The organism is Halomonas sp. A020, from assembly GCF_027943625.1.
Classification (GTDB): Bacteria; Pseudomonadota; Gammaproteobacteria; order Pseudomonadales; family Halomonadaceae; genus Vreelandella; species Vreelandella piezotolerans.
The window spans coordinates 3,367,569-3,380,932 of sequence record NZ_AP022850.1; the positions used below are offsets into that span (position 1 = coordinate 3,367,569).

Here is a 13,364-nt window from a genome sequence, read left to right on the forward strand (position 1 = left end):
AAACCGTAATGGCCAATGTATTAGTGGTCGATGATGAACCGAATATTCTACTGTCCCTCGAGTTCCTCATGTCCCATGCCGGGCTGACGGTGATTACCGCTACCGACGGTGAAACGGCATTGCAGCGAATTGCCGACACCTCTCCCGACCTGCTGCTGCTAGACATTAGCCTGCCGGGTATCAGTGGCTTCGAAGTATTGGAACAGCTGCGTCGCTCAGAGCGCGAGCAGCACCTGCCGGTCATCATGTTAACGGCACATGGACGGGAAGTAGAGCGCGAAAAGGGATTAGCGTTGGGTGCCGATGACTACGTTACTAAGCCGTTCTCGACCCACCAATTAGTCGAGAAAGTCAAAGCACTGCTTGGCGAGCGTGACACATGATGTTCAAAGGCCTTCCAAAGCGACAGCGCCTGGTGGGTGCTTGGCTGCTTCTCAGTGGCATCAGCCTGTTGGGCGGCGTGCTGTTTGCGGCGTGGCTGGATAGTCAGATCGCGCTCTCCGGCTTGGCGCGTGTGGCGCTGTGGCTTGGCAGCCTTTCCGGGGGGATGACTTTGTGCCTGATGGGCGTACTGCTAGAACGTCGTTTATTAGCGCCCTTACGGCATTTACAAACTCAGTTGGCCCGGTGGGTGGCCAACCCAGACGCCCAAGACGAGGAGGCTCCAGAAGGTTGGCTAAAAGGGCTAGGCCCTGATCTACGCCGCGTCAGCCAAAGCTGGCGGGCCGACCGCATGCGGCTCGCCACCGCCCATGCCGAGGGGGCGCGTAGCGCTTCGCGTATTCGGCAAGAGTTGGAAACCCTGCTTCAGGTACTGGAAACACCACTGCTGCTGTGTGATCGGCATCGTCGGGTGATGCTGTTCAATCAAGCCGCCGAAACGTTCTTTACTGGCAATACCGGGTTAGGGTTGGGGAAGCGTCTGGATGCCCTACTGCCGACCGCAACGCTAGCCAATGCCATGGCACAACTGCCCGACGATGGTTCACCACGTGAAATGCTCACCCACTGCGGCCAGCGCTGGGTAAAAGTGGTGATTCGGCGGGTTCCCGGCAGTGAGCGCGAGACGCTCGTGACCTGTAGCGATGCCACGACCACTTGGAACAATGAAATGGGCGTGCGGGCCGAGCTCAACCGTCGCCTCCCGCCACTGCGCCAGCATGCCGCCAACGTTAGCAGTGCCGTCGACGCGCTGCGTCATATTCACGTCACGAGCGTCCCCCTTGAACTGCGAACACGCTTAGAGGGGGTCATGCACGATGAGAGCCAAGCACTGAATCAGCACGTGGCTGAGTTCGCCACGCTACTGGATGATCTTCAGTATCACGGTGAACGCTTGCGGCCCATTTGGTCCAATGACTTCTGGCAGGCGCTGGATGAGCGTCTCGACCCAGCCCACCGTTTGATTACACCGATTGGTGTTCCCGCTTGGTTCAAAGGGGATGCCCCGGCACTGATCGAACTCTTCGCATCATTGGTGGACCATCTTCGCTGCCACTTGCCTACCCGTGGCTTTGAAGGAGAAATCTCGCTTCAACCGAAACGTGCCTACGTTGACTTGATGTGGCAGGGCGCGCCCGTTCCTGAAGGCGAACTCAGCGTTTGGCGAGATACGATCTTGAACACGCTACCACTTGGCCCGGCGGTGGCCGATATTCTGCGTCAGCACGCTACAGATATTTGGAGCGTAGCCGATGCGGATAAGTGCCATGCTCGACTGCGACTCCCGCTACCCGCGATTACACAAACTCACGCGCCAAGGGAGATGGCTCCCCCTCGTCCGGAATTTCATGATTTTGGTATCGCACAGCTACCTGCGCCCGACGAAGCCCTCGCCCATCGGGCGCTACGCTGCTTGGAGATCGTGGCGTTCGATACGGAAACCACTGGTCTCGAGCTACGCCGGGGAGACACGGTGGTAAGCCTTGGCGCTTGTCGCATCGTCAATGGCCGCTTATTGGCAAGCGACGCGTTCGATCACTACGTCAATCCCCAACGGCCCATTCCCGCCGCCAGCACCGTCATTCATGGCATTACCGATGCGGACGTAGCGGATGCAGAACCGCTTCACACCGTGTTGGGCCAGTTCCGGGATTACGTGGGGGACGCCGTCATGCTCGCTCATAATGCGGCGTTCGACATGTTGGCCATCAGCGGGCACGGCGTTCATTTCGACATCCCCGTGCTGGACACGCTGCTGATCTCCAAAGCGCTAGATGAAGCGCTGGATGGGCACGACCTGGATACGTTAGCCAGGCGTTATGATTTACATTTTCCGCCCAACACCCGGCATACCGCACTGGGCGATGCTCGCGTCACCGCCGAGCTTTGGCTAGCCCTCTTGCCCCGCTTAGAAGCCCGCGGCATCGACACGTTAGAGGAGCTGCTGGCCCTCCAGGCCAATGCGTTCGATAAGGAAGACGCCAGTGCGCCATAATGCACCTGCCCCTCACCCTCGGCAGCAGGCGCGTCGCTTCGCCCTTGGGCTGCTGGCGCTGTTTTTATTCAGCCCGCCCATCTTACTTATAGTCGATCGGTTGCCTGGTATACTGGGCTGGCTACCGCTCTATCTCTTCTTGGCTTGGGGGTGGGTGATTGGCCTGGCTGCCTGGCTGGCAAAACGCCCCAAGCAACCATGAACATGCGCAGCGACTGGGTAGTGTTGGGCGCCGCCTTTGGCTACTTAGCCCTGCTTTTCTTGGTCGCAGCCTGGGGGGACCGACGAGCCGAACAGGGGCGCTCACTCATCAACTCGCCTACTGTCTATGCGTTATCGATAGCCGTGTACTGCACTGCCTGGACGTTTTACGGCAGCGTCGGGCGCGCAGCGCAGTTCGGACCTAGCTTCTTGCTGATCTATTTGGGACCCACGCTGGCCATGCTGCTGGCCCCTTTTACGTTGCGCAAAATGGTGCGGATCGCCGCTCGGCAGCGTATCACTTCCATCGCCGATTTCATTAGCGCCCGTTATGGGAAAAGTTCGCTACTTGGCGCACTGGTGGCCGTCATGGCATTGATCACGATTACGCCGTATATAGCACTCCAGCTCAAAGCCATCACGGTGAGTCATGCGGTGCTGATGAACTATCCCCTAGGTGCCGATACCACGCTCGAACATGAACGCTTCTGGATGGATCGTTCCTTTTGGATTGCGATCGTCTTGGCCCTGTTCATCATTCTGTTCGGCACGCGTCATCTTGATGCCAGCGAGCGACATGAAGGCATGGTAGCGGCCATCGCCGTCGAGTCCTTGGTCAAGCTGGTGGCGTTTCTGGCAGTCGGTATCTTCGTCACTTTCCTCCTGTTCGAAGGCCCTGGCGCTCTTCTAGCAGCCGCTGCCGAGGCGCCAGCGCTCATCACTAGCATGCATTTGGAGAACGTTCCTGGTGGTGCGACGGGCTGGGTCGGCATGCTAATGCTCGCGTTTTTGGCCTTCTTCACGTTGCCTCGGCAGTTTCAAGTCTTGGTCGTAGAGAGCGTGGATGAGCAGCACTTGGAGCGTGCCAGTTGGCTCTTTCCGCTCTATTTGCTACTGATCAACCTGTTCGTCATTCCCATTGCGTTGGCAGGCGTCCTCTTGGGCGAGAGTGACCCGGATAGCTTCGTGCTCACGCTACCGCTCTCCGCAGGGCTAGAAGGTTTACCATTATTGGTGTTCATTGGCGGACTCTCGGCGGCCACCGGCATGGTCATCGTCGAGACCATCGCGCTGTCTACCATGGTGAGTAACCAACTAGTGATGCCACTTTTATTAAAACTAAAAGGCTGGCAAACAGGACGTCATGGTCGCCTCGCCATTTGGCTTTTGAACATCCGGCGTATCGCCATTTTGGTCATTTTGATCATGGGCTATCTCTACCATGCACTGATTGGCGATAGCTACAGTTTGGTGACTATTGGACTGGTCTCGTTTGCGGGCGTGGCACAATTTGCACCTGCGCTATTGATCGGCCTTTATTGGCGCGGGGCGACTCGTCAAGGCGCCACCTGGGGATTAGTGGCAGGCTTTTGGGTATGGTGCTACACGCTGCTACTGCCGGGATTTGCCCAGTCCGGTTGGTTGGAAGCAGAGTTCATGACACAAGGCCCTTGGGGCATCGGCTGGCTCGCCCCCTACGCCTTACTGGGACTCAGCGGGTGGGATATCTACACACACTCGCTGTTTTGGAGCATGACCGCAAACGTCGGCTTATTGGTCGCTGTGTCGCTCTTCACGCGAGCCACGCCCATGGAGCATGCGCAGGCAGCGCTCTTCACCGAGGCTCTGCACCCCCATTTACCTACAGCGTCTAGCTGGCAAGGCCAAACTACCGAAGGTGACTTGTATGCCCTACTCGTCCGCTATCTGGGCCATGGGGCAACGCACAAGGTATTTCGCAACGCCCCTCCTTCGCTCTTGAAGGAGACCGATGCTCAGCAACGTCCCGCGTCGAGAGAGTTGATCACTCGTGCCGAACAAGCTCTGGCCGGGTCGCTTGGCAACGCGTCTGCCAGCGTCTTGATACACTCCGTTCTACGCGGTGAGGCACTGGACATGGCCTCGGTACTCACCATTCTCGACACGACCTCGCAGGCTTTGGAGTACAACCGCCAATTAGAGCAAAAATCCCAGGAGTTAGCTCGCATTGGCGAGGAGCTGCGCCGTGCCAACGAGCAGCTGCGGGAAGTGGATCGAATGAAGGATGAGTTCGTGGCGATGGTCAGTCACGAGCTTCGCACTCCGCTCACTTCCATCCGTTCGTTTGCCGAGATTTTGCGTGACACACCCACCATTGAGGCTGAAAAACGCCAGCAATTTCTGGACATCATGGTGCTCGAGAGTGAGCGTTTGTCTCGATTGATCGACGAAATTCTTGACTTGGCGCGGCTCGAGAGCGGCCACCTATCCCTCCAGCCCATTACGGTTGACTTGATTCACATTGCGCAGCAAAGCCGCCAAGCACTGGCACGACTGCACGCCGAGCAGGGCATCGATGTCGAGTGGGTCTGTGATGTCTCCAATGCGCCCGTCATGGCCGATCCAGATCGCCTTGAACAGGTCATCATCAATCTGTTGGAGAATGCGCGAAAGTTTGCCAACCCAGAACATCCGCGCATACGTTTACATGTTTACGAAGCGGACCAAGGATATTGCCTGAGCGTTGAGGATAATGGGCCAGGCATCCCGATCGGTGAACGTGACAATGTATTCGAAAAGTTTTATCAATTGACGTTATCGAAAAACGAGCATGCGTCTCACCGGCCCAAAGGAAGCGGTTTAGGCTTACCCATCAGCCGTGCCATTATTCACCACTTAGGTGGCGAGCTCTGGGTAGACGCTTCTTCTTTAGGCGGTGCTGCGATGACGCTTTCGCTTCCACGACACATCGTTTAAGTAAACAATTGTGCCATTCAACGCACTGTGACCTAGTGTAACTAGCACACGTTTGTATTTTTACGCTATTCTGCGCGTCCGCCCGTTTTCCCTCTGACAGTTGGAGCAGCGGCATTATGCAAGGGTCAGCGCAAGATAAGACGACTACCGACCAGTACACCATTGCAATACAGCCAATTGTCGACGCTCGCCTACAACATGTAGCTGATGAGCTACTGTATCGTGGCGACTGTTCGGCCATTAGTGCCGCCATTTTCGATGATGTGCAAGCCACCGCTCGAGCTTGTGCTGTCGCTATTTATGAAATTGGCCTGGATAAACTGTGTGGCCAACGTAAGCTTTTTATCAATGCCTCTGGCGAGTGGTTACTCAACCCCGATTTAGGCGGCCTGCCGCAGAGTCAAATCGTCATTGAAATACTCGAAGACATCGAGGTCAATGACGCGCTATTGCATGCATTACGTAAGCTGAAATACCAAGGCTATACGTTAGCGCTTGATGATTTCGAATTGACCGACGCAAACCGTGCATTATTAGCCTTAGCGGATATTGTTAAATTCGATATCTCTACCGGGCTCCCCACTGCGCTCATTCAACGCCTTTATAAAGAGGGCTACACGCTGTTAGCCGAGCGTGTAGAAACTTACGAAGAGTTTGAAAAGTGTAAGGCGCTTGGATTTAGCTTATTTCAAGGGTATTTTTACCAGCGGCCTCAGGTACAAACCACAAGCACGCAGCGACATAGCACGTCACGCGCTAATCAAATGCAACTGCTGGCTCAGCTTTACAGCGATAGAGTGCGCTTGCCTGCTTTGAGTACGTTCATTGCTCGTGACCCCTATTTATTGAACGCCGTCCTCAAACGCGCCAATTCGGCAGAAAAGGCAGCTCAGCACCCTGTCCACAAACTTCTCGACTGTATTCATATCATCGGGTTGAAAGAGTTACGCACGCTGGTATCGATCATCATGTTAGCGGGGAATAATCCTGCGAGCAAAATCAACCTCATTAGCGGATTGACTCGGGCATTTGCATGCGAAGCACTTGCCGAACAGCGCGGGTTAGACGAGGAAGAAGGCTTTATCACCGGACTCTTTTCGCATATGCCGGTCATCATAGGGATCGACCTCGAAACGATGCTTAAGGAGCTACCACTGAGCCAGCCGATCCATCAGGCGCTTATCCAGCGTCAAGGCCCACTTGGCGAGCTGCTTGCACATATCGAAGCCACTGAGCGCGGCAGCCCTCCTGCCGATGTGCCTGCAGAGTTGATACTGCAGGCGGCGGCTGAAGCACGAACGCTAATGGACTCGCACATTAGCTAGTGGGTGGGTTCTCCCGGCGAGGGTCTGGCTCGAACATCGCATCGCCCACTTCATCGATATAGCGTTGCGCCTTCGACACCATCAAGGCGTCGCAGGCGTCCCGCCCAGGCACCATGTCAGAACGCTCGAAACGGTGCTCCTGCGCCCCGCCCTGGTTGTCCAGTTTACGGATCCAACCGCTGACCCGATACTGACCACTTTGATGATCGGGCTGCGAAACGATGAGATACTCTTTGTACTCCACCGGTTCGGCGGCTTTGGTGCCGGTGTTCGTTTCGTCGCTGCCGTGGCCCCCAAACAGGCCTGAAAGCAATCTTTTAAACATAAAGACTCCTGGTAGGCGGTGGCCAGTGTTCACTGGCCACCGCTCAACGCTAGCTCTGCTGACGGCCTTTGCCAGCGGCAATACGCAGACGCAGCGCGTTCAGCTTAATGAAGCCTTCGGCGTCTTTTTGGTTATACGCACCCGCGTCGTCTTCAAACGTGGCAATGGACTCATCGAACAGAGACTGCTCGGACTTGCGGCCAACGACCGTTGCGTTGCCTTTGTACAGCTTCATACGCACCACGCCAGAAACACTCTTCTGAGTCTCGTCGATAGCGGCTTGCAGCATGCGGCGTTCAGGGCTCCACCAATAGCCGTTGTAGATCACTTCGGCATACTTGGGCATGAGCTGATCTTTAAGATGCGCTTCTTCACGATCCAGCGTCAGTGATTCGATCGCACGGTGGGCACGCAGCATGATCGTCCCCCCCGGCGTTTCGTAGCAACCCCGCGACTTCATGCCCACGTAGCGGTTTTCGACGATATCCAAACGTCCGATACCGTTGTCGCCGCCCAGCTTGTTGAGCTTTTCGAGCACTTCGTGCGGCTTCATCGTTTCGCCATCGATGGCCACGATGTCGCCTTTCTCGAACGTCAGCTCAACGTAAGTGGGCTGCTCGGGCGCAGCTTCGGGAGAAACACTCCAGCGCCACATGTCCTCTTCGGCTTCCGCCCACGGATCTTCCAGAATGCCGCCTTCATAGGAGATGTGCAGCAGGTTGGCGTCCATGGAGTAGGGAGATTTCTTTTTCTTGTTGGAGAAATCCACCGGGATGCTGTGTTCTTCGCAGTAAGCCATCAGCTTTTCGCGAGACGTCAGGTCCCACTCGCGCCAGGGAGCAATGACTTTAACGCCCGGCTTTAGCGCGTAACCGCCCAGTTCGAAACGCACTTGATCGTTACCTTTACCCGTTGCGCCATGGGAGATGGCATCGGCGCCGGTTTCATTGGCGATTTCGATCAGGCGCTTGGCGATCAGCGGGCGAGCGATGGAGGTGCCCAGCAGGTACTCACCTTCATAGATGGTATTGGCACGAAACATCGGAAAGACGTAGTCACGCACGAACTCTTCGCGTAGGTCTTCGATGTAAATCTCTTTGACGCCGAGAGCCTGAGCCTTGGCGCGGGCAGGCTCGACTTCTTCACCCTGACCGATGTCGGCAGTAAAGGTCACAACCTCGCAGTTGTAGGTTTCTTGCAACCACTTGACGATAACGGATGTGTCCAGGCCGCCTGAATATGCCAGCACAACCTTTTTGACATCGGACATTCTTTGCTCCTTGTAAAAAGCAGTTCACCAGAAGGAGTAGCGCCCTTACGCACTACTTGTTCATTCAAACTGTCAGTATAGCGTTCTCGATGCCCAGCGAATACCGTCAACGACGCCTTGGGGGTAAAGCTGCTAGAATCACCCAAACCCTAGCGGCTAGCTTGACCGCTACCCCTGACCGACTACTCGCTTTACTAAGGAGAGCTGCATGAGCGAGGCAATTGCCCGCGAATTGATGGCCCAGCGTTTTCGCAGTTACTTACCGGTTGTCATTGATTTGGAGACAGGTGGGTTTAACGCCCAAACGGACGCCGTGTTGGAGATTGCAGCGGTCACACTCACCATGGACCCCGACGGCAATTTACTGCCTGATGCCACCTACGCGTATCATGTTCACCCTTTTGAAGGCGCCAACGTCGAGCAATCAGCGTTGGATTTCACCGGCATCAATCTGGATGACCCGCTTCGTCGGCACGTTGCGTTAAGCGAGGCTGAAGCACTAGGGGAAATATTTCGACCCATACGCAAATCGCTAAAGGCGCACGGCTGTTCCCGGGCGATACTCGTGGGTCACAATGCGGCATTCGACCATGGCTTTTTGAATGCAGCGGCCAACCGCTGCAACGTCAAGCGCAATCCGTTTCACCCCTTTTCCAGTTTCGACACGGCGACGTTGGCGGGGTTTGTGTATGGACAAACCGTGCTAGCCAGAGCGTGCCGTGCCGCGGGGATCGAGTTCGACAACAAGGCGGCCCACTCGGCACGCTATGACACCGAGCGAACGGCCGAACTGTTTTGCGCCATGGTCAACCGCTACAAAGACTTAGGCGGCTGGCGGCTGGCTCAGCGTGAACAAGCGCTAGATGGCGGCGATGAATAAATCCGCCAGCAGCGCTTTTGAAACAGCATCTAATGCACCAAAAATGGCTTTACGATAAACTTTACGTCATTTACGAGCGCTTGGCTCTCAGGCAAGCAATGCAGCCAACGCTTGCCGCCACAATGTGATATCCCACCCGTTTTGAGGAGATGAGACGTTTCCATGGCCCAGCATAATGCCTTTTACGCCCAGTCCGGTGGCGTTACCGCCGTCATCAATGCCAGCGCCTGTGGCGTTATCGAAGCTTGCCGGCAAGCCCCTGATCAGATCGGCAAGGTGTATGCCGGCCATAACGGCATTATTGGTGCACTGACGGAAGATTTGATCGATGTCACTCAGGAGAGCGATGACGCCATTGCCGCTCTGCGACACACCCCGGGCGGAGCGTTTGGCTCTTGTCGCTACAAGCTGAAAGACATCGATACGCACCGCGCGCAGTACGAGCGTCTTATCGAGGTTTTCAAAGCGCACGACATTCGCTATTTCTTCTACAACGGCGGTGGCGACAGTGCCGATACCTGCCTAAAAGTCTCGCAGCTCTCCGAAAAACTAGGGTATCCGCTGACGGCCATTCACGTTCCCAAAACCGTCGACAATGATCTTCCCATCACTGATAACAGCCCTGGTTTCGGCAGCGTCGCGAAGTACATCGCCACCTCGACCCGGGAAGCGTCGCTGGATATCGCGTCCATGTGCGCCACCTCGACCAAGGTGTTCGTACTGGAAGTGATGGGACGCCATGCGGGCTGGATTGCTGCGGCTGGAGGCCTGGCTGGCGAAGGAGAAGGCGAGCCACCGCACCTGATTATCTTCCCGGAAGTGGCATTTAACCGTAAAGCGGTCATGGCGCGAGTCGATGAAAGCGTCAAAAAATTTGGCTACTGCGTGATCGTGGTGTCGGAAGGCGCGCGCTACGAAGATGGCACTTTCCTTGCGGATGCAGGCAATACCGATGCCTTTGGTCACCGCCAGCTAGGCGGCGTGGCGCCCACCCTGGCCGGCATGATCAAGCAGGACCTGGGCTACAAATACCATTGGGCCGTGGCCGACTACCTGCAGCGTGCGGCGCGTCACTTGGCTTCCAAAACCGATGTTGAACAAGCTTATGCCGTTGGCCGTGAAGCGGTCACGCTGGCGCTGGCGGGCAAAAACTCCATGATGCCGGCCATACGCCGCATCTCACAAAGCCCGTACCAGTGGGACGTGATTTCTGCTCCGCTATCGCAAATCGCCAACCAAGAGAAGTTCATGCCCCGCGACTTTATCAGCGACAGCGGTTTCGATATTACCCAAGCGTGCCGTGACTACTTATCACCGCTGATCCAGGGCGAAGATTTTCCGCCGTTCGAGAATGGTCTTCCGAAAGTCGCCAAGTTGAAGCTTGCGAAAGTGGAACAGAAGTTGCCAACCTTCACGCTGTAACCTCTGTTCTAACATCAGAGATGGCGAAAGATAAAAGGGCGATGATTCGTGTCATCGCCCTTTTGACATTCGCAGTATGCGCTTGAAACGTGCCTAGCGCAGCAGCCACGAAAGCACCAACAGCAGCAGCAAAATACCCGCCACGCCCTGCCAAAAGCGTCGAGACTCGGTGCGGGGCTCTTCGCGTTGCACAGCACGCCCCAGGGGTAGCCTCAGCGCGTGAAGGAACTCCGACATCCGTCGAAAACGCAGTGGCCGTTGCGGGTCCAGCGCGCGACGCAGCGCCTCGTCAAGCGCAGGGGTAATCTCTGGATTGGTGGTACGAGCGCTACGGTAGCTGAGCTCTTCCAGATCGGTATGGCAACGCAACTTATTGGGGGTAAGCGTATAAGGTAATGCCCCGGTCAAAAGCCAGTAGACCGTAGAAGCCAACGAATACTGGTCGCTGCGGCGACCCACGCTGTCGCCAAGCGCATACTCTGGAGCTGTATGTTCGTTGAAACCGATTTGACGAAGCAGCTCGCCCGAGTGGCGGTGTCCATCGACTTCTCGCATATGGCAAGCACTAAAGTCAGCGAGCACGAGCTTACCGTGCGAGTCGATAAGCACGTTGTCAGGCATGATCTGTTGGTGAATGATGTCGCGATGGTGCAGGGCTTGGACCGCCTTACCCAACTGGTTGGCGATATCCAAACGCTGAGCAAGACTGGCCTGGGGGTGCCGCTCGGCCCATTGACGCAGCGTCTCACCTTCTACGTTTTGCATGAGGTAATAGAGGTATCTTCGCGGGCGTGATGGTTCCATGACCTTGACGACAAAGGGGGAGTTCACCCGCTCGACCACCCACTGCTGCAGCAAAAAGTGCTCTAGATAGGCGTTACGCAACGATAGCTCGGGGCTTGGTGCCTTCATCACCATGACTCGATCACTGTAGACATCGCGGACGCGATACACCCTCGACTGTGCATTGCGTGACAGCACGGCCTGCACCTCCAACCCATCTAGACGCTCGCCGGGAGCCAATTCGGGAGGAATGGGCAGGTCGCCATATAGTAAGCTGGGGTGATCGGTTGCCTCTTCCGGCAGTTCGTCGATGCGGAGTAATTGGAAGCAAAATTGATCGCCGCCATACCCTCGCTCTTGCGCGCGCTGCTTTGCCTCGCCAGCCAAGCGCTCGCAAGCAGCATCTAGGTCGCTAGCATCTTGGCGAATGAGCCGCACATAATCAGAGGGCATCAAGGTGCCGCGCACGGCCTGAGTGGTGAAAACGAACAAGTCACCCTGCTTCAAGCCCAGATGGGTGTAATCGATATCGACGCTGCCATCCATGCCTAACGCGCGAGAGGGGTAGCGATACCCACCCACATCGGTCACGTGATCACGGGTAAGCTGCTCAAACTCGGCACCTCGCAGGCGAAAGACCAGCGTATCTCCCATGTGAAACAGATGACCTTCGCGACCTAAAAACACCATGGCCGAGAGCGACGAGACGAAGCTACCCTCTTTGACATGCTGGCTCTGGCTGTAACACCAACTATTCAACGCACGTAGCACGCGGGTTGCCGACGTCTTGGTGTCCCAGTGGTCAGGCGTGGAGTAATAATCGGCGAGAAATCCGCGCACGCTCAAATCCCCCGCCTGCTTCGCCATCGTATTGCGAGAAATCGAGTCACTAATCACTGCGCAGCCGCCCTTTAACTTCAACAGCGGCGCTTCTGGTAGGCGTACCGACATTGAACTGCGGTGCTGCCGGCGTTCTGGGGCTACGAACGCTTGTCCATAACTCATTAGCAACTGGGCGTGCGCCAACTCATCCTCCTAGACTTACGGCTCACCATCGCAACGATCATTGCGAGCACTTCTCGCGATCCTTACTGCATCAGGCGCTATCATACATGCTGGCATGACGAAGCGATGCCCACCAAACGTCGAGAGTAGCACAAAAAGACACCCTGCCATGCCCACTACCCAGCCAATGCACCAAGAGACGCCACCGAGATCGCCGAGGAAGGTCAAGCTGCCATCGATGCGGGTATGTGACGGCAAACACCTATGTCGCATTGGTAATCTATCCACCTTGTTCGTATAATTCTTCACCATTAATGCAATGCATCAACTGCTTAGCTACTGCAATCTGCACTAGGTAAGAAAAGCCAAGCCAAGGAACCAACGATGAACTTTGATAACATCCCCGCTGGAAAGGATTTGCCCAACGATATCTACGTGGCCATTGAAATTCCTGCTAACCACGCGCCGATTAAGTACGAAATCGACAAGGATATGGGTGCCCTCCTCGTTGATCGTTTCATGGCTACACCCATGTTCTACCCGGCCAACTACGGCTTCATTCCGCATACTCTGGCAGATGACGGCGACCCCTTGGACGCCCTGGTCGTCACTCCTCACCCGGTTGCGCCCGGCAGCATCATTCGCGCACGCCCGGTGGGCATCTTGAACATGACCGATGAAGCGGGTGAAGATGCCAAACTGGTCTGCGTACCGCACCCGAAACTTTCATCGCTGTATGACGACGTTCAGGAAGTGACCGATCTGCCCGAACTGTTGCGCCAACAAATCGCACACTTCTTCGAGAACTACAAAGACCTCGAAAAAGGCAAGTGGGTGAAAGTCGAGTCTTGGGAAGGCGTAGAAGCTGCGCGTAAAGCTATCGAAAAATCGGCCGCTGCTTACAAGAAAGCATAAGCCTCACTGCCCTATGAAAGGCCGCCTCTCGAGGCGGCCTTTTACGTAGGGATGAACGGCGTAGG

The 13,364-nt window shown here is 56.0% G+C and carries 11 protein-coding genes; 8 read left to right on the plus strand and 3 right to left on the minus strand.

What is annotated here, in order from left to right:
* Positions 1–8 precede the first annotated feature (8 nt).
* From FRH_RS15880 to FRH_RS15900, 5 genes are all read left to right on the plus strand, one after another.
* Complete coding sequence (locus tag FRH_RS15880) at positions 9–383, plus strand: response regulator (RefSeq protein ID WP_219861048.1); 375 nt, start codon at positions 9–11, stop codon at positions 381–383.
* Complete coding sequence (locus FRH_RS15885) at positions 380–2,437, plus strand: 3'-5' exonuclease (protein WP_219861049.1); 2,058 nt, start codon at positions 380–382, stop codon at positions 2,435–2,437. Before FRH_RS15880 ends, FRH_RS15885 begins: the two co-directional genes overlap by 4 nt.
* Positions 2,427–2,639, plus strand: coding sequence for a hypothetical protein (locus FRH_RS15890; protein WP_153843368.1), 213 nt, complete (start codon positions 2,427–2,429; stop codon positions 2,637–2,639). Before FRH_RS15885 ends, FRH_RS15890 begins: the two co-directional genes overlap by 11 nt.
* A gap of 2 nt (positions 2,640–2,641) precedes the next feature.
* Positions 2,642–5,374, plus strand: coding sequence for a sensor histidine kinase (locus tag FRH_RS15895; RefSeq protein ID WP_239295773.1), 2,733 nt, complete (start codon positions 2,642–2,644; stop codon positions 5,372–5,374).
* 116 nt (positions 5,375–5,490) lie between these two features.
* A complete protein-coding gene (locus FRH_RS15900; RefSeq protein WP_281997239.1) occupies positions 5,491–6,699 on the plus strand; it encodes an EAL domain-containing protein in 1,209 nt (402 codons plus the stop codon).
* On the opposite strand, the gene FRH_RS15905 is transcribed toward FRH_RS15900, so the two are convergent.
* Both FRH_RS15905 and FRH_RS15910 read right to left on the minus strand, forming a co-directional pair.
* Positions 6,692–7,024 carry an HlyU family transcriptional regulator gene (locus tag FRH_RS15905; protein ID WP_153843371.1) on the minus strand — a complete coding sequence of 111 codons (333 nt, stop codon included), beginning with the start codon at positions 7,022–7,024 and terminating at the stop codon, positions 6,692–6,694. The two genes, FRH_RS15900 and FRH_RS15905, sit on opposite strands and share 8 nt — an antisense overlap.
* Positions 7,025–7,073: 49 nt before the next feature.
* Positions 7,074–8,294, minus strand: a complete 1,221-nt coding sequence (locus FRH_RS15910) for an argininosuccinate synthase (protein WP_139527400.1) — start codon at positions 8,292–8,294, stop codon at positions 7,074–7,076.
* 208 nt (positions 8,295–8,502) lie between these two features.
* Between FRH_RS15910 and rnt the strand changes: the two genes are divergently transcribed.
* Positions 8,503–9,174, plus strand: a complete 672-nt coding sequence (rnt, locus tag FRH_RS15915; protein WP_139527398.1) for a ribonuclease T — start codon at positions 8,503–8,505, stop codon at positions 9,172–9,174.
* 162 nt (positions 9,175–9,336) lie between these two features.
* Entirely contained in the window at positions 9,337–10,596 is a 1,260-nt protein-coding gene (locus FRH_RS15920) for a 6-phosphofructokinase (protein WP_153843372.1), read from the plus strand.
* A 93-nt stretch (positions 10,597–10,689) separates the two neighbouring features.
* Here the strand turns inward: FRH_RS15920 and FRH_RS15925 are convergent, their stop codons facing one another.
* A complete protein-coding gene (locus tag FRH_RS15925) occupies positions 10,690–12,405 on the minus strand; it encodes a bifunctional protein-serine/threonine kinase/phosphatase (RefSeq protein ID WP_139527395.1) in 1,716 nt (571 codons plus the stop codon).
* 363 nt (positions 12,406–12,768) lie between these two features.
* On the opposite strand from FRH_RS15925, the gene ppa reads away from it, so the two are divergent.
* Positions 12,769–13,299, plus strand: coding sequence for an inorganic diphosphatase (gene ppa / locus FRH_RS15930; protein WP_139527394.1), 531 nt, complete (start codon positions 12,769–12,771; stop codon positions 13,297–13,299).
* Positions 13,300–13,364 lie beyond the last annotated feature (65 nt).